This is a genomic window from Flavobacterium geliluteum (assembly GCF_017948595.1).
Lineage (GTDB): Bacteria > Bacteroidota > Bacteroidia > Flavobacteriales > Flavobacteriaceae > Flavobacterium > Flavobacterium flavipigmentatum.
Genome location: NZ_JAGFBV010000031.1, coordinates 1 through 15109, shown reverse-complemented (window position 1 = coordinate 15109; position 15109 = coordinate 1). Strand labels below are relative to the sequence as shown.

The following is a 15109-nucleotide window of genomic DNA, read 5'->3' as shown; positions in this document are numbered from 1 at the left end:
GCATGTAATGCCCTGAAATAATCAGGGCCTAAACGAAAAAATCAGCGCCTAGATTTAAAGATAATTTTGTTTCCGAATCTGCCTTCTTTGTTCCGATTACCTTAATACCAAATTTCTCTTCTACCCATTTAGGATCAACTTCTAAAAATGAAGCCGCTTCAGTTACCATTTTCCATAAAGTTTCCAAATCTTCAGTGGCATCATATTTATACATCACACCCGGAGGCAAAATACCTAAAGTTTGTAAAGCCGGAATAACAGTATCACGCCAACATTGTTCAATTAATGATAAATCACTATCAATCAGATCGTCAAGGATTCCAATTGAAGTTTTTTCCTTGCCATTTGAACCGTTTTTTGTGTCCTGACCAACAACGGTTCCGGAGATACCCATTGACAGTTCGTTGTTGCAATACTTTAATAAGTTTGCATAAACATCACCGTTTGTATTCACACCTTTGGCAAATTCGAAGCTTTCAGAATCATCGATAATAAACCATGCAGCTGAACCCATGTCAGTCATCATTTGTTTGGCACGATTAACCATAGCACGGTCTTGTGTATTAGTTTTCATTACACGTGGCGGAATACCATAAATTTCGGCAAGCTCGCTCCAACAGCTGCCGCCAAAACGTTTAAATAAAACCATAGGTACACAACCATCCAACAAACCTAATGTTGTGTTTTTTTCACCAAACTCAATTAACCAGGAACCATATTCTTTTTGTTCACGATACTTGATTTTTTTATCATCAGTATAATCATAATACAGATACCCGGTTACAGGATCGACATTTTGGCGTGGTATACAATCGAACGTTAAAACAGGTTCGTTATTAACTAATTTATAAGAGAACTCACCAAGTGAATGACGTCTGAATATCGTTTCTAAGATGGATTTATTTACCTGAAATACAAAACCTTTATCCTGTAGTAAAGCTGTCAGATCATCATTGGTTTTGCCATCAGCGTTTTTGATGCTGAAAGGCCTGCTTAACGATTTTAGCATTCTATTATTGACCTGCGATTGCAAATGCAAATCTTTTAGAATGTTATCATACAAGTTTTGAATTGGAAAGAATTTAGGATTCTCCTCTACCATTGCTGAATTCTCTGCCGTTGTCCAGGTCTTAATATCCTGACGTGTCTGGCTAATTGTTTTCGGTACAATATTTTGAATATATCCGTTTCCTTTTGTTGCAGTTTTTGCAGCTAATTCAGTCGCGCTGACAGTTTGGCCAAATGCTTCTTTAAAGAAAGTTGTAATTTTTCCCATTTTATTATTCGTGATTAAATTTAACTCTTGAACCCATTTCAAAAGGTTGTTTTTCTCCTGCTGTCGTATCATCACGCACAAGTTGTGGCAATGTTGATACGTTTATGGTTCCTTTGGCTACTTTTGTAAACCAGTCAACTGCTCGGTCGTAACGTTCTTTAGCCTTTTCATAAATGAAGTCGGCATTGCATAATTCTGCAACATACCATTTGGCCATTGTAGCACAATGTTGTACAATCAATGAGTGCCTGTCATTTCCTGTTTTTGAAAATATGGTTTCGACATCATACAATAATCTTCCGTCCAACCATTTTTTATCGTTGATGTTTGGGGTTAAATAACTTTTTGCCTCTTCTATTGCTGAATTACAAGCTTGTGCTACTAGATCATCGTTTCCGTCAGTAATCTGATCTATCTGATAATCGTATAATACACTACCTAAATCTGCCTTTTCTATGAACATATACTTTAATATTTACGATTGTTAATGTGACCAACAACATACTCTGAGTTTTCTTTATTTGTGACATTTTCAATAATCCACACACCACCTTCGAACCCGTCAGGGCCATCCATCATTTTGGAGTTTGGTGCAACACCAAGAAATTCCTCTTCCATTCTTTGCATGTGTGGATTGTCTTTTTCATCTATGTTGAAATACAAACAACCTTGTTTGTATTTAGGTTCCAGCGTTCCTTCGATACGAGTATACTTATCATCTTTTTTCCTTTTGTCTAATGACATAAACAAAGGAAACTTGCCTAAGAGTTTAGCGACAGTTTTTATTAATGGTTTTAAAACTTGCTCCCAGAAAGGGTCTTGTAGCGAGTTGTTTTCAATCCAAGTTTTAAAAGTGTCAACCTTTCTTTCTTTTACCCAGTCGTTTGCATGATAAAGATTATTTACAAAAGTTTGCTGGGTCATATTATCAAGCCAAACTTTATAGAGATAGAAATTGCCGCCTTTATAACCAATTACACCGGTGAACTTTCGAGAGCTGTTTTTGTTATCCTTATTGCTGGTTGCAGGATCGGAGTAAACCAGAACATGTTGACAGGTTCTAAGAGGTGGACATTTAGCCCAATGTACTTTTTTGAAAAGTTTACCAATTCGGACAGGATTATTAAAATACTCTTTTTGAATTGAGCTAGAAGTCATCGTTCTAAACGCTAAATCAATAAGCTCTTCAGTATTTCTTTGTGGCCAGGTTGAAACTCCGTTTTGATCTCGAATATTTACAATATCATGAACATTGGCTTTCTTAGCCATTTCGGTAATACAGCAGTATTTTGCTATAATGTTTCCACAAGCTATAATTAACAAAGGCACAGAAATTGAACGCGTTGGAATCAAAGCCTGTTCAATCCATTCGTATTTTTTTTGAATTGTATCAGGGTTATTGCAGTCAACATCTGTGTCAATATCATCAATCAAAATTAAGTCCGGGCGTGTTGCATCGTTACGAGTTCCACGAGGTGATTGACCAGCACCAACTGCCCGGAACGAAATTCCCGTTCTGGTTGTGAAATCTCCCTCTTCCCAACCGCTTAACGCTTTTTGATCACCATAATCATTCAATAATCTATTATTGATTTCAAGTATGGTTTTGTATGGTTTTAAAAGTCTGGAAGCGTCATCATAAGTAGCAGAAACAAGGACAACAGTTTTCTTTTGTCCTGTCATAGTTAGATATAACACGTCCATCATTGTTCTACCTGATTTTGAAAGGTCACGCGCCCAGGAACGAACCTCATAGAACTCAGGATTAGCCAAAACACGCTTAGTTGCTTTTATATGAAATGGTGCAGCCTCTGAGGTATAGAAGTTTGGAAAATAGTATTTGTACCACTCTTCCGGATTTGCTTCTAAAAAGGCAATTCTTTTAAGCCTTTGAGAGGCATTTTCATTTAAATCAACTGGCGTGGCTCTGTATTGATTTGTAACAAAATCCCCCCATCCAATCAATTTTTCTTTGTCTTTTCTACTTAGTGCCATCGCTCATTTTTTGTTTTATAAAGGCGTCACAGTAAGTAGTCAATTGATTTGCAAACTTTGAATCTATTGATCTAATAAAAAGAATTAGGTTTTTAGCAACGGATATTGTTTCGCCAATATTGGTTTCAGTTTCCAATCTCTTAATTGCTGTTGTGAGCTTAGAGATCATATCGGTATCCTTCGAGTTTGGAAAGTTGCCAATCAAAATTGGGTAATCTTTCGGCTCATATTTTGGATATTCAAGAACTTCATCACCTGAACTGGTTTTTAACTTTACCGGTTTAAGCATAAAATTGGGAATGTCACGCACTACAGGACGCGTTTTTATCTCATCATTTACTGACTGAAGCTGACCATATAATGCTGTAAGCTGATTGTCTTTTGTAACTAAAAGCGATGTTTTTAGTTTTTCCCAATCGCCTTCTTTTACCCATTTGCTTACTGTTTTTTCTGTGCAGTTGATTCTTTCGGCAATTTCCTTTTGCGAAATGTCATCATTAACAAAGAGCACTTTTGCGAGGTCTTTTTCTATCTGTTTACGAATACCCATACTTTAATATTTATGTCAAAACTCCAAATAAGCTGTCTTTAAAAAAAACACCCGTTTACTTGCTTTACAACTCTGTAGGTATTGCAAACACAGGTGTTCTACTGCTTTGCTTAGTTTTTTTTAAGAATGCTTAACATTTAATCTTTGTCATCTTAAAAGGGAACAAATCCCATAATTAAAACAGAACTCATGTAATGGCAAAACCCGAATATTTTGTATTCAACGATGAAAATGTAAAAAACTCTTATGGTTTTTACATTAACACTCTAGGTATTAGAATGGATCGCTTTAATGACAATCCTGTCATGTTGAACAATCATATTAATAGCAATGAAAATGTAATTGGGAATTGGTCAGAAGCATTGAAAGAAAATGGACTATTAAAACTAAAACCCCACTTTGATGAAGAGACAAGCTTAGGTAAAGATGTTGCTGGTAAAGTTGATCGAGGCTATTTGAAAGGTTGCAGTATGGGAATCATACCCAACTGGGACAGTGTCGAAAGAGTTGGCGATCGATTAGTTATGATGGAATGCGAATTGGCTGAAGGTTCAATTATTCCGGTACCATCCAATAAAGGCGCAATCGCTATATATAGCGTAGATGGCGAACTTATGAAAGAAGAGGACGTTAAGTCACTTTGTTTATCTGTAACTGATAAACTAAACGAAATTCCAGAAAATTTAAACACAAAATTAGATATGAAAAAAATCATTTTAAGCGTAGCAACGCTTATGGCTTTAGGGTTTAAAGACCAGCCAATTGATGGGCACGATACTGTAGATGTCGAGGCAAAAGTATTAGGCCTTTCCAATCAGGTGCAAACCTTGACAACAGAAAACGAAAGTTTGAAACTTTCCGCCAAAGCTGCTAAAGAAGCACAAGAATTAGCCACAAAATCCCGAATCGAAACAAAAGTCGATTTAGCCATTTCTAAAGGACAGATTAAAGCGGACCAAAAAGAGGAGATGACAAATCTTGGTATTACTTCTGAAAAGGCACTTGATACTGTCCTTGGTTCAATTCCGGAAAAGAAAAACTTTTCGGCAGGTGTTATAACACCGTCAGGAACCGGAGCTGTAGAAGTAAACTCGATGGAAGAATTTCAAAAACTTTCATTTGATGCTCAATTAGCATTTAAAACAGACAGTCCGGAAGAGTACAAAAAAATAGTAGGATAATTTAAAAAAGAAAATATGCCAGCAAATTTTGCAGAGGTTTGGTTAGCCAGAGTGCGCCAAAACCTAACTACACAAGATGTAGCTCCTTGGTTGGATGGGATTCCAGAACTTGACACAACTGTGTTAGAAATGGGTTCTGGTGACGCGTCAGAATTGAACGTGATTCACATTCCACGTACATCATTTAACCCAGATGTATTAATTAATAATACTGCCTATCCTTTGGCTGTACAGGCTTATACAGATGATGAAACTGTAGTTAGTTTGGATAAATACCAAACTAAGCCAACATCAATTTCTGATGATAAAATCATTGGAGCGTCTTACGCAGTTATTGATCCTGCTACAAAAGCACACACCAACGCCATCAATACCAAAAAGTATACTAAGGCGGCTCATGCAATTGCTCCGGTATCCAATACAGGAGCGACTCCAGTACTTGCAGCTACTGGTGCTCCAAGAATTGCAGGTGGCCCAGCATCATTAACGTATGAGGACATGGTGAACTTAAAAGATGCTTTAGATGTTGCGGAAGTTTCTACTGAAGGTAGAAGATTAGTATTGTCAACTGGACACTATAATGACTTATTAGTTGATCGTAAAAACTTTGGCGACAAACTGGTAAACTATAATACCGGAATGCCTGCGCCAGTTATTGCAGGTTTTGCATTGTACCAATATAATGGAAATCCATTATATACAAATGCTGGTGTTAAGAAAGCTTACGGTGCTGTTAAAGCAGCGGGAGATCGTCAAGGCTCATTCGCATTTTGGACAGGTCAGATTGCAAAAAAATCTGGTATGACAAAACAATACTTCAAAGAAGCTAAAAATGATCCTGAGGCTCAAACGAACTTATTGAATTACAGACATTACTTTATTGCAATGCCATTTGATTCAAAAGCTATCGGAGCAATTTATTAGTATCAATTTAGAATATATATAACAAAGGCTACTGCATAAAGTAGTAGCCTTTTTTTAAAACGATTAAATGGAACAATTTCTTTACCCATCTCTTTCTGCGCTATTTTCTGCATTGATTACTTACTTTCTTTCTAAAAGGAAAACACTTGCTGAAGACAGAGCAGCAGAATTAGATAATGCAGTAAATGCGGTTAAATATTATCGCGATTTATTGGATGACATGGCAATGCGACTTAGTGCTGCTACCGAAACAATAAAAACGATGGAAATACAACACCGTGAATTAATGCTAGTGAATCAACATTTAGTCGAAGAGTTACAAAAATTCAAACAATTAAACGGTAAAAGCGAATGAGCAAATTATCCGAAAAAGCATTACAGTTCGCTATAACACAAATTGGCGTTCAGGAAATACCAAAAAATAGTAACGCTGGTCCAGCGGTTGAAAAGTATTTAAAATCGGTTGGATTGGGAAAAGGTTATGCGTGGTGCATGGCTTTTGTTTACTGGTCAGTTAAAGAAGCTTCATTGGAATTAAAAGTTGAAAATCCATTGGCAAAAACAGCCGGAGTGATTGCAATGTATAATAAAATGACTGCTATTAGGGTCACGGTTCCTAAACCTGGCGATATAATGATCCTTGACTACGGAAAAGGATTAGGCCACACCGGAATTGTAGAAAATGTCATTGGAAAAGACATTCATACAATTGAAGGAAACACAAACGATGAGGGTAGCCGTGAAGGTTATGAAGTTTGCAGAAGAGTTAGAAAATTAGCAACAATAAAAGGATTTTTAAGACCATGAAAAATATAAAACTAGGTTGTTTGTTTTTTGTTCTCACCATGACTCTGGTTTCTTGCGCAGGCAAAAAACCAGTAGTGGTGCAGAATACTACAACAACAGAAAAAGTTATTACAGAGACGGTACATGATACTGTTTTTAAGATTGAAAAAGACAGTTCCAGTTATAACGCTCTTTTAGAATGTATTAACGGGAAGGTTAGATTAAAAGAAGTCACGCAAGCTGAACCAGGTAGAATATTAAAACCCCCAAAGGTTCAGATTACTGACAATATACTTCAAGTTGATTGCGACGCTAAAGCACAAGAACTATTTGCAACATGGAAATCAACTTACATAAAAGAAAATAAGCAGGAAATAAAGGAAGTTCCGGTAATAACGAACGTTCTGACCTCGTGGCAAAAATTCCAAATTGAATGCTTTTGGCCGCTGGTCGTCATTCTGTTGTTAGTAGTGATCTGGAATTTAATTAAGTACAAATTTAAATCATCGATATAATGAAAAAACACAAGATTTTCAAATCAAATCCAAATCTAAAAGAGGTTCACATGACCTCTGACGGTGAAGCGTTTTACAACGATAATGACGCCAAAATGCATGCGAAGACATTAGAAGACAAATCGGTTGAATTGGTTGTTAATCCATCATTGATTCAAGAAACTATCGTTGACGATTCTGATGATGAAGAATTCGAAGCTCCAGAATTCGAAGCTCCAAAATTTGAAGCTCCTGAATTCGATGCTCCAGAATTCGAAGCTCCAGAATTCGATGCTCCAAAATTTGAAGCTCTTGAATTCGAAGCTCCAGAAGTTGATGCTCCAGAAGTTGATGTTCCAGAAGTTGTAACTCCAGAGGCTGAAACTCCACCTGTAGAAGCTCCAGAAGCCAAAGCCGAAAAAGTAACTACCAAAAAAGGTAAATAATGGGAAAACCAAGTGTAAATATAGCCTTTGAAAACGGCAACATTGGAACCGTAGTTACAAGCCCTGACGGAATTTGTACGATCGTTTCCAGTGCTGTCGCAAACGGCGGATTTGCTTTGCTTACACCTTACACGGTGTATTCATTAGCAGAAGCGGAAGCTTTAGGTATAATTCCAACCATTGCAGGAAATTACGAATTGCATAAAACAATCAAAGAATTTTATGCAGAGGCGGGCGACGGTACAGAGCTTTGGATTTATGGAGTTGCCAAAACCAAAACTCTTGATGAGTTAGTGGCAGCAAGTTCAGTAGTTTTAACAGCATCAAACAGACGTGTGCGTTTTGTTATTTGTAAGTACGCACCATTAGTTGCTGAAGTTGTTGTAACTGCCGGAATCAGAACAGGATTCCCTGCTACAATTGCAGCGGCTCAGGCAATAGCTGATCAGTTTACAATTGATAAAACACAGCCTGTTGTTTTTATTTTAGAAGCTTACAACTTTACTGGCGTAGCGTCTGATTTGGTTGGATTTTCAACTGCAACAGATAACAGAGTAGCGGTTTTAATTGGTGATACTGAAACCAGAACAGGAGCAACTGCATCAAAAGGCGCAGCGGTTGGAGTTTTGGCGGGAAGAATTGCATCTAACCAGGTACATGTAAATGTTGGCCGTGTAAAAGACGGTGCTTTGAAACCATTGACTTTTTATGTTGTTGATACACCTGTTGAACAGGTTAATGTTGATGCCATTTATGATAAAGGTTTTATCACGCTTACAACGCACACAGGTAAAAGCGGTTACTTTTTTGTAGATGATATGATGGCCTGCGAAGTCTCAGATGATTACCACTACTTAACCCGCAGACGTGTAATTGACAAAGCTTATGTTTTGGCCAATCAAACACTAACCAACTTTATCCTGGACACAGTTCCATTAAATAACGAAGGTAAAATACAAGCCGCTTATGCCAAAGCATTAGAAGCTGAAGTAGTGAGAGTGATTGCACAGGAAATGACAGCAAAAGGAGAACTTTCTGCTGATGCTACTGTAGCAAATGATAACGGTGTTGAATGTGTTATTGATGTTACGAATAACATCGCACAGGATTCAACTATTAAAGGAAGAATCAGAGTACGTCCGCACGGATATGGCAGATTCTTAGAATTCACAATCGGATTTAATACAGGTCAATAATTATGAGCTTTAATTCAAGACAATACGAATGGGGTGATTTAACACTCGTTTTGGGTGGTAGAGATATTACAGGTTTCCGTGGAATTAAGTACACTGAAAAAGGCGAAAAGGAAGCATTATTTGCAAAAGGCAGACATGCACACAGTATTCAGACTGGTAACATTACTGTTGAGGGTGAAATTACTATTCTGCAATCTGAGCTTATTGCTTTAGAAAAAGCCGGAAAAGGTTCTATTCTGGGCTTAAATGTTGATGGTATTGTAGCTTATGGTAATCCTTCTTTAGGCGACACAATGACAACAGACAGAATTGTTGGAATCAGTTTTACTGAAGCTGCAAAAGAAATGAAACAAGGTGATAAGAATATGGAGGTAACAATTCCATTTATTGCCTTAGCAGTTATTAATCAAGCATAATAAAAAGACACTCTTCAGGGAGTGTCTTAATAATAAACAAACAACAATGAAAACAGCAACACCAGAACAAATTGCCGCTTGGAAAGCGGAACACGTATATGTTTACAAACTTAAATCTGATAATGCAGATAAAGTTTGTTATTTGAGAAAACCAACACGTCAGGAACTGAGCTTTGCTTCAACAGCGGGTGCAACTGATCCATTAAAATTTAATGATTCAATACTTAAAAGCTGTTGGCTTGATGGTGACGAAGAAATTAAAACCAATGACACTTTATTTTTGGGTATTTGTCCACAATTGGATGAAATATGTGCCTTTGAAAAGTTTGAACTGGAAAAGCTGTAGAGTCATTAGCAGTTGATAAAAACGACTGGCTCAGAATAGCGAATGCCCAATTAAGATATTATTTCCATCTTAATCCTGATGACTTAACAGACGAAGAATGGGCTTCAAAATACGCGGAATTAATCTATATCAGAAATTCAGAAATTAATCAATTGTAATGAGCAATACCTTAAGCTATATGATTCAGATCAACAGCAATGTTGATAAGGCTAACGCCAGTATTAATAAGTTTTCGAACAATGTTCTTAGCAGTATTGATAAAGTTCAAAAGAAATTAAATTCCGTGAGCATGAACGCCTTCATTCAAAATGTGAGTGCGGCAGCTGATGGAATTGCCAGTATGAATGATCCGGGTATGAAGTTGAGTACAAACATGTACGATCTTCAGGCAATTACTGGAGTAACTGGACAAAAATTAAAAGAGATTGAGGGTTACGCCAGAGAGAACGCCAAAACATTTGGTGGTGAAGCTTCCGCTTCTGCTGAATCATACAAACTTATATTATCACAATTATCGCCTGAAATAGGAAAAGTGCCAAAGGCGTTAAAGGCGATGGGCAAGGAAGTTTCAATTACTTCTAAACTTATGGGTGGTGATACGGTTGCAGCAACAAACGTTCTTACTACTGCCATGAATCAATACCAGGTTTCATTAGCTGATCCAATTAAGGCAGCAAGTGAAATGGCAAAGATGAACAACATTATGGCGGCATCCGCCAAAGAAGGTTCTGCTGAACTTCCGCAAATCGGACAAGCTTTAGAGCAATCTGGATTGGCTGCTAAAACTGCAAACGTAGATTTTGCAGAAGCTAATGCATGGATTCAGGTATTAGATAAAAACGGAAAAAAAGGCGCGGAAGGTGGTGTTGCCTTGCGAAATGTTATGGCAACGTTAGCGCAAGGAAGGTTTTTGCCAAAAGACGTAAAAAAGGAACTTAGCGCAGCAGGTGTAGATATTAACACCCTAACTGATAATTCAATTTCGCTTTCAGAGAGATTAAAACCTCTTAAAAACATAATGAATGATCAGGCATTAGTTACAAAGTTATTTGGTAAAGAAAACAGCAATGCTGCAATTGCCATGATTTCAAATACAGCTGAAGCCGATAGATTAACAAAAGCTGTAACCGGAACAAATACGGCATACGATCAGGCAGCAATAATAATGGAAAGTCCTTTAGAAAAAAATAAAAGACTTCAGGCTCAAATTGATGATTTCAAAATATCATTGTTTAATGGTACTAATGGATGGTTAGGTTATGCAAATGTGATCGGTAAAACGGCTCAGGATTTTTCCAATTTAATGCCAATTATGCAGGGCGCTGGAAAGATATTTTCAATAATGACAAGTGCTACAAAATTACAGGCACTCTGGACAGGTATAGTTGCAGGAGCTACAAGCGTATGGACAGGAGTTCAAGCGGCATTTAATGTAGTTATGGCAATGAACCCAATTGTATTAATTGTTTTGGGAATCGTGGCTTTAATCGCTGTGATTGCAGTTGTAGTTTCTAAAACAGAAGGTTGGGGCAAAGCTTGGAAACATACTATAAACGGAGCAAAGCTCTTATTTATGGCTTACATACAAACCGTAAAGGCGAATTTTAATTTGATGGTTAACGGTTTCATGATCGGGATTAACAAAATTCAAATTGCCTGGTATAAATTTAAAAATGCGGTTGGTTTAGGTGACAGTAAAGCAAACAATGCTCAGATTTCACAGCTAAACGCACAAGTTGAACAGCGAAAGAAATCTATTTCAGAAGGCTATAAAACAGCAAAAAACACAGCAAAACAGGCGGCAGGAGAATTTAAAGCTGCTTACGATTCCGTAAAATGGAAAAAGGATAAGAAAAAAGATGATGACGGTGGAATTTCTACACCAGGTATTCCCGGAACCGATTTTGGTGGCGGTGGGGGTTCTGGTGGTAAAGGCGGTTCTGAAGGCATGAAAAAAAACAATGAAGCTGTAGCAACTGGAGGAACTAAACACAATTACATTACAATTAAAGTTGAAGAATTAATTGGATTAAAAGCGGACAATGTAAGCGGTGGTAAAGACACAGCGAAACAAGCCGGTGAAGGTGTAGCAGATGAATTATTAAGGGTTTTAGCAATGGCAAGTAGTGCCACAGGATAATATGGCTTTAGATAATCAAGATTTGATATTTGCGGGTTTGATGGGAAGCCGTGCGGTTAATTTAATTCAGAATGCAAATATTTTGAATAATGAATTATCTAATCGCGTTCTCCCGGTGATTCCCTTTTTGCCTTTGAAAAGTGGTAATAATAATGTTTCAACTAAACCTGGACGTGGTATTAATTTGGAAAACAATTGGACAACTCCTGATGCTGTTGAAGAGCAAAAGCAGTTTTTTCCTTTAAGTTTTTCTTTTAAGGAGAATAGTCCTAAATGGCTTTTTCCATACGAACCAATGATAAACTTTGGATCAGGAAACAATATTGTAAAACGCAATGTTGCTAAGCAGGGAGATAAACTTATAGGCACGATTAAAGAACGTTGGAGCCGTAAAGATTTTGACGTTACTGTAACCGGTGTTTTGATAGGTAGCATTATGCAGGGTAAACCGGAAGACTGTTTTCCAAGAGAGCATTTTATAAAGTTGTTTGATTTTTTAAAGCACTCAAAAGAGATATTTATTTATTCACATCCTTTGGAATTAGCAGGAATTACAAAAGTTGTTGTTGAAGATTATAGTTTCCCATTTACGAAAGGTGAAAATGTCCAGGCTTACGAACTGAAACTAACCAGTGATTATTCATACAACCTTTTAATAGAAGAAACTTTTTAAATGTATAACATCAATTGGAATATTAGATTTAAAACCGATGGCAAAGCATATTCCTTACAGACTGTGGCTTCAATTGATATTGAATGCAGTGTTGATAATTTAAGCGACACTGCTGTTATAACATTGCCAGAGGCGTTTATGAATCAGGTTTTTAATATTGGTAAAGAAGTTAAACGAGGTTCTGAGGTAACTATAAAAGCCGGTTATGATGATGATTTAAAAACTGAATTTGTAGGCTTTGTCCAGGACGTGGTTAATAATGACAGTTCATTGAAAATAATGTGTGAAGATGCCCTTTTTCAGTTTAGAAAAAGCGTGAAAGATGTTGAATTAAAACCAACATCAGTATCAAAAATTGCACAACTTTTAATTGATCAGATTGATCCGTCGTATAAATTGGTTTGTGATTATACAATTAGTTATGAAAAGTTTGTAATACATCAGGCTACAGCATACGATGTATTAAAAAAATTAGCTGAAGAAACAAAAGCAAATATTTATTTCAATACTGAAAAGAAAGAACTGCATATACACCCGCCATATATTGAGAAAGGCGGTGAAGCAATTTACTCTATGCAGCAAAATATTGAAAACAGCTCATTGGAATTTAAAAAGGCCATCGACAGGAAAGTTGAAGTAACTGTTGAGAAAACCAATTTGGCAGGAAAGATTGAAAGCTTTACAACCGGAACAACCGGAGGCGACAAAATAACATTAAAAGTAGGTTCTGTAGGTTCCGCAGATTTAAAAAAGATTGCTGATGCTGAATTGATACGCCGATCTGCTGATATGTACGAAGGCAGTATTGACACTTGGGCAATTCCATTTGTACAGCCAACATATTCAGTTAAAATAAAAGACGAAGATTACCCTGAAAAGGATGGGAAATATTATGCTGTTGGCGTTACCACTTCAATCAGCGAAAGCGGTTTTAAAAGAACTGTAAAATTAGGTGTTAAACTCAGTGTAAATGGATAAATCGGCTAAACTAAAACAGGCATTAATTGAAGCTTTGGGAATAACGCCCAATTTGGCCATTACTGCTGAAGTTGTTTCAATTGAAAATACTACATGCACAGTTAAACTAGTTTCGGAGCTTGTTCTTAGTGATGTTCGACTTTGTGCAACAATTAACGAAAGTGATGATCTATTTGTAATTACGCCCAAAATAGGTTCTGAAGTTATAGTAATGAGCCAGACGGGTAAACTATCCGGTTTGTTTGTTTTAAAGGTTGACGCTGTTGAAAGTATTTCATATAAAAAAGATGGTTTAGAATTTTTGATTAACGGAACTACCGGAAAGGTTACTTTAAAAAATCAATCGGCAAATTTAGGTGATCTGATTTCAAAATTGATAACTGAGATTTCAAACTCAATTGTTTTAACACCGGCAGGACCTGGAAGTATTGCACCAACAACAAAGGCAAAACTGGTATTGTTAGATACAAAGTTTAAATCACTTTTAAATACCGATTAAAATGGCATTAAACAAAACAGCGCTGAAAAACTCAATTATTATTTTGCTTACTGACATGCTCAGTAAAGAAGAAAATTCGATTGAAGAATTTGCAAGCAGATTAAGTGATACAATTGATGTTTTTGTTAAATCAGGCACAGTTAACGTAACGGTTACAACAACAGGAAGTGCAACATCACATACCGGAACCGGAACCGGAACCGTAACTTAAAATTATGAAAAATATAGGACTACAATTAATAGACAATAATGATACTGGCGAAATTAAAGACTTAAAAATTGTTCCCGTTCGTGATGCATCAAATAAAATAGTTAGCGGACTTGTAATTGGTCCTGTAATGGAACAAAACATTGCTATAATGTTATTAGCGCATCAGGGAGAATTAAAGTTTAGGCCTGATTTAGGTGTAGGCATTGAAGACATTGTTTTGAGTGAAGATTATTTAGTTTTTCGTCACCGGATTAGAGAGCATTTAAAGAAAGATAATTTAATAGTTAGTCAATTGGATTTATTTGCAGATAAACCTTTTAAAATAATCGCTGAATATGGAAAGTAAGGTATATCAGGGACAAAGTTTTTTAGATAAAACAATTGAAATGACAGGAAGTGTTGATGAAGCTCTTAAAATGGCTTTGGAAAATTCGATTTCGATTACTGATGAATTAACTGTTGATTCAAATTTAAAATATTCAGGAAATAAACTGAAATCAATTACAGACTTATTTGATAACAATAACAGATGCGCAAGTAAAATAACAAACCAAGACTTTGCCATAATCATACCAGACGAAGGAATTGGAGCAATGATAATCGAAGACACATTTATAGTAAGATAATGGCAAGAACCAGGACACAGATAAAAACCGAGATAACCACACCATTTATGGCAAATGAAAGTTTAGCCGTAAAATATGGTTTTGCTTTGGGAGCTTCATTTGATGCCGAATTTTCATTAGTTAGTTTGGAAAACATTCTTTTCGAAATTGTGGCTTTGGCCATGTTTATACATGAACAGTTCTTTGATCAGCACGCTAAAGAAGTTGATGAAAGGCTATCAAATGAAAAGCCGGGTACACTTCCTTGGTATCGAACAATGGCTTTGCGTTTTCAGTATGGTTTTGATTTGGCGCCACAGAAGGATTATTTCGATAACGGAACCGCTACACCTGAACAAATTGAAAGTTCTAAAATTATTAAGTATTCCGCAG

General features: G+C 36.6%; 20 protein-coding genes and 1 pseudogene. 17 read left to right on the top strand and 4 right to left on the bottom strand.

The annotated features are described in order from the left end of the window. Positions 1-28 precede the first annotated feature (28 nt). The 4 genes from J3495_RS16280 to J3495_RS16265 are packed head-to-tail and all read right to left on the bottom strand — an operon-like array spanning position 29 to position 3821. The gene (locus tag J3495_RS16280) at positions 29-1276 is read right to left on the bottom strand and encodes a phage portal protein family protein (protein WP_210667599.1); all 1248 of its coding nucleotides are present in this window, start codon (positions 1274-1276) and stop codon (positions 29-31) included. Between the two features lie 4 nt (positions 1277-1280). Beyond that, positions 1281-1739 (bottom strand): phage protein Gp36 family protein, encoded by a 459-nt coding sequence (locus tag J3495_RS16275; RefSeq protein ID WP_210667598.1) that lies wholly within the window; start codon positions 1737-1739, stop codon positions 1281-1283. Positions 1740-1744: 5 nt separating this feature from the next. Next, positions 1745-3271: a hypothetical protein gene (locus J3495_RS16270; RefSeq protein ID WP_210667597.1), complete on the bottom strand. Its 1527-nt coding sequence runs from the start codon at positions 3269-3271 to the stop codon at positions 1745-1747. Continuing rightward, positions 3258-3821: a helix-turn-helix domain-containing protein gene (locus J3495_RS16265; protein ID WP_210667596.1), complete on the bottom strand. Its 564-nt coding sequence runs from the start codon at positions 3819-3821 to the stop codon at positions 3258-3260. The genes J3495_RS16270 and J3495_RS16265 overlap by 14 nt, the downstream gene beginning before the upstream one ends. 194 nt (positions 3822-4015) lie before the next feature. On the opposite strand from J3495_RS16265, the gene J3495_RS16260 reads away from it, so the two are divergent. The 17 genes and pseudogenes from J3495_RS16260 to J3495_RS16180 all read left to right on the top strand — a co-directional run. After that, entirely contained in the window at positions 4016-5002 is a 987-nt protein-coding gene (locus J3495_RS16260) for an HK97 family phage prohead protease (RefSeq protein WP_210667595.1), read from the top strand. Positions 5003-5017: 15 nt separating this feature from the next. Further along, positions 5018-5926: a phage major capsid protein gene (locus J3495_RS16255; protein ID WP_210667594.1), complete on the top strand. Its 909-nt coding sequence runs from the start codon at positions 5018-5020 to the stop codon at positions 5924-5926. A gap of 67 nt (positions 5927-5993) precedes the next feature. Further along, positions 5994-6281 carry a hypothetical protein gene (locus J3495_RS16250; protein ID WP_210667593.1) on the top strand — a complete coding sequence of 96 codons (288 nt, stop codon included), beginning with the start codon at positions 5994-5996 and terminating at the stop codon, positions 6279-6281. Further along, positions 6278-6733 carry a CHAP domain-containing protein gene (locus J3495_RS16245; RefSeq protein ID WP_210667592.1) on the top strand — a complete coding sequence of 152 codons (456 nt, stop codon included), beginning with the start codon at positions 6278-6280 and terminating at the stop codon, positions 6731-6733. Before J3495_RS16250 ends, J3495_RS16245 begins: the two co-directional genes overlap by 4 nt. Beyond that, positions 6730-7227: a hypothetical protein gene (locus tag J3495_RS16240; RefSeq protein ID WP_210667591.1), complete on the top strand. Its 498-nt coding sequence runs from the start codon at positions 6730-6732 to the stop codon at positions 7225-7227. The genes J3495_RS16245 and J3495_RS16240 overlap by 4 nt, the downstream gene beginning before the upstream one ends. Continuing rightward, complete coding sequence (locus J3495_RS16235) at positions 7227-7652, top strand: hypothetical protein (RefSeq protein ID WP_210667590.1); 426 nt, start codon at positions 7227-7229, stop codon at positions 7650-7652. The genes J3495_RS16240 and J3495_RS16235 overlap by 1 nt, the downstream gene beginning before the upstream one ends. Continuing rightward, positions 7652-8848, top strand: a complete 1197-nt coding sequence (locus J3495_RS16230) for a DUF2586 family protein (RefSeq protein ID WP_210667589.1) — start codon at positions 7652-7654, stop codon at positions 8846-8848. Before J3495_RS16235 ends, J3495_RS16230 begins: the two co-directional genes overlap by 1 nt. 2 nt (positions 8849-8850) lie before the next feature. Further along, positions 8851-9264: a hypothetical protein gene (locus J3495_RS16225; RefSeq protein ID WP_210667588.1), complete on the top strand. Its 414-nt coding sequence runs from the start codon at positions 8851-8853 to the stop codon at positions 9262-9264. Positions 9265-9310: 46 nt separating this feature from the next. Beyond that, positions 9311-9610 carry a hypothetical protein gene (locus J3495_RS16220; RefSeq protein WP_210667587.1) on the top strand — a complete coding sequence of 100 codons (300 nt, stop codon included), beginning with the start codon at positions 9311-9313 and terminating at the stop codon, positions 9608-9610. A gap of 157 nt (positions 9611-9767) precedes the next feature. After that, positions 9768-11750, top strand: a complete 1983-nt coding sequence (locus J3495_RS16215; protein ID WP_210667586.1) for a phage tail tape measure protein — start codon at positions 9768-9770, stop codon at positions 11748-11750. A 1-nt stretch (position 11751) separates the two neighbouring features. Then, the gene (locus tag J3495_RS16210) at positions 11752-12423 is read left to right on the top strand and encodes a DUF6046 domain-containing protein (protein WP_210667585.1); all 672 of its coding nucleotides are present in this window, start codon (positions 11752-11754) and stop codon (positions 12421-12423) included. Continuing rightward, positions 12424-13401 carry a hypothetical protein gene (locus J3495_RS16205; RefSeq protein WP_210667584.1) on the top strand — a complete coding sequence of 326 codons (978 nt, stop codon included), beginning with the start codon at positions 12424-12426 and terminating at the stop codon, positions 13399-13401. Then, a complete protein-coding gene (locus tag J3495_RS16200; protein WP_210667583.1) occupies positions 13394-13900 on the top strand; it encodes a hypothetical protein in 507 nt (168 codons plus the stop codon). Before J3495_RS16205 ends, J3495_RS16200 begins: the two co-directional genes overlap by 8 nt. Before the next feature lies 1 nt (position 13901). Continuing rightward, positions 13902-14111, top strand: a complete 210-nt coding sequence (locus J3495_RS16195; RefSeq protein ID WP_210667582.1) for a hypothetical protein — start codon at positions 13902-13904, stop codon at positions 14109-14111. A gap of 4 nt (positions 14112-14115) precedes the next feature. Then, the gene (locus J3495_RS16190; RefSeq protein ID WP_236025490.1) at positions 14116-14457 is read left to right on the top strand and encodes a hypothetical protein; all 342 of its coding nucleotides are present in this window, start codon (positions 14116-14118) and stop codon (positions 14455-14457) included. After that, positions 14447-14737 carry a hypothetical protein gene (locus tag J3495_RS16185; protein WP_210667581.1) on the top strand — a complete coding sequence of 97 codons (291 nt, stop codon included), beginning with the start codon at positions 14447-14449 and terminating at the stop codon, positions 14735-14737. The genes J3495_RS16190 and J3495_RS16185 overlap by 11 nt, the downstream gene beginning before the upstream one ends. After that, positions 14737-15109 (top strand): annotated as a pseudogene (locus J3495_RS16180) (nucleotidyltransferase); the annotation flags it as partial. The gene J3495_RS16185 and the pseudogene J3495_RS16180, both read left to right, overlap by 1 nt.

Bases quoted from the DNA above. Each gene is read 5' to 3' on its own strand.
- J3495_RS16280 (WP_210667599.1), bottom strand. From the start codon at position 1,276: ATGGGAAAAATTACAACTTTCTTTAAAGAAGCATTTGGCCAAACTGTC.
- J3495_RS16275 (WP_210667598.1), bottom strand. From the start codon at position 1,739: ATGTTCATAGAAAAGGCAGATTTAGGTAGTGTATTATACGATTATCAG.
- J3495_RS16270 (WP_210667597.1), bottom strand. From the start codon at position 3,271: ATGGCACTAAGTAGAAAAGACAAAGAAAAATTGATTGGATGGGGGGAT.
- J3495_RS16265 (WP_210667596.1), bottom strand. From the start codon at position 3,821: ATGGGTATTCGTAAACAGATAGAAAAAGACCTCGCAAAAGTGCTCTTT.
- J3495_RS16260 (WP_210667595.1), top strand. From the start codon at position 4,016: ATGGCAAAACCCGAATATTTTGTATTCAACGATGAAAATGTAAAAAAC.
- J3495_RS16255 (WP_210667594.1), top strand. From the start codon at position 5,018: ATGCCAGCAAATTTTGCAGAGGTTTGGTTAGCCAGAGTGCGCCAAAAC.
- J3495_RS16250 (WP_210667593.1), top strand. From the start codon at position 5,994: ATGGAACAATTTCTTTACCCATCTCTTTCTGCGCTATTTTCTGCATTG.
- J3495_RS16245 (WP_210667592.1), top strand. From the start codon at position 6,278: ATGAGCAAATTATCCGAAAAAGCATTACAGTTCGCTATAACACAAATT.
- J3495_RS16240 (WP_210667591.1), top strand. From the start codon at position 6,730: ATGAAAAATATAAAACTAGGTTGTTTGTTTTTTGTTCTCACCATGACT.
- J3495_RS16235 (WP_210667590.1), top strand. From the start codon at position 7,227: ATGAAAAAACACAAGATTTTCAAATCAAATCCAAATCTAAAAGAGGTT.
- J3495_RS16230 (WP_210667589.1), top strand. From the start codon at position 7,652: ATGGGAAAACCAAGTGTAAATATAGCCTTTGAAAACGGCAACATTGGA.
- J3495_RS16225 (WP_210667588.1), top strand. From the start codon at position 8,851: ATGAGCTTTAATTCAAGACAATACGAATGGGGTGATTTAACACTCGTT.
- J3495_RS16220 (WP_210667587.1), top strand. From the start codon at position 9,311: ATGAAAACAGCAACACCAGAACAAATTGCCGCTTGGAAAGCGGAACAC.
- J3495_RS16215 (WP_210667586.1), top strand. From the start codon at position 9,768: ATGAGCAATACCTTAAGCTATATGATTCAGATCAACAGCAATGTTGAT.
- J3495_RS16210 (WP_210667585.1), top strand. From the start codon at position 11,752: ATGGCTTTAGATAATCAAGATTTGATATTTGCGGGTTTGATGGGAAGC.
- J3495_RS16205 (WP_210667584.1), top strand. From the start codon at position 12,424: ATGTATAACATCAATTGGAATATTAGATTTAAAACCGATGGCAAAGCA.
- J3495_RS16200 (WP_210667583.1), top strand. From the start codon at position 13,394: ATGGATAAATCGGCTAAACTAAAACAGGCATTAATTGAAGCTTTGGGA.
- J3495_RS16195 (WP_210667582.1), top strand. From the start codon at position 13,902: ATGGCATTAAACAAAACAGCGCTGAAAAACTCAATTATTATTTTGCTT.
- J3495_RS16190 (WP_236025490.1), top strand. From the start codon at position 14,116: ATGAAAAATATAGGACTACAATTAATAGACAATAATGATACTGGCGAA.
- J3495_RS16185 (WP_210667581.1), top strand. From the start codon at position 14,447: ATGGAAAGTAAGGTATATCAGGGACAAAGTTTTTTAGATAAAACAATT.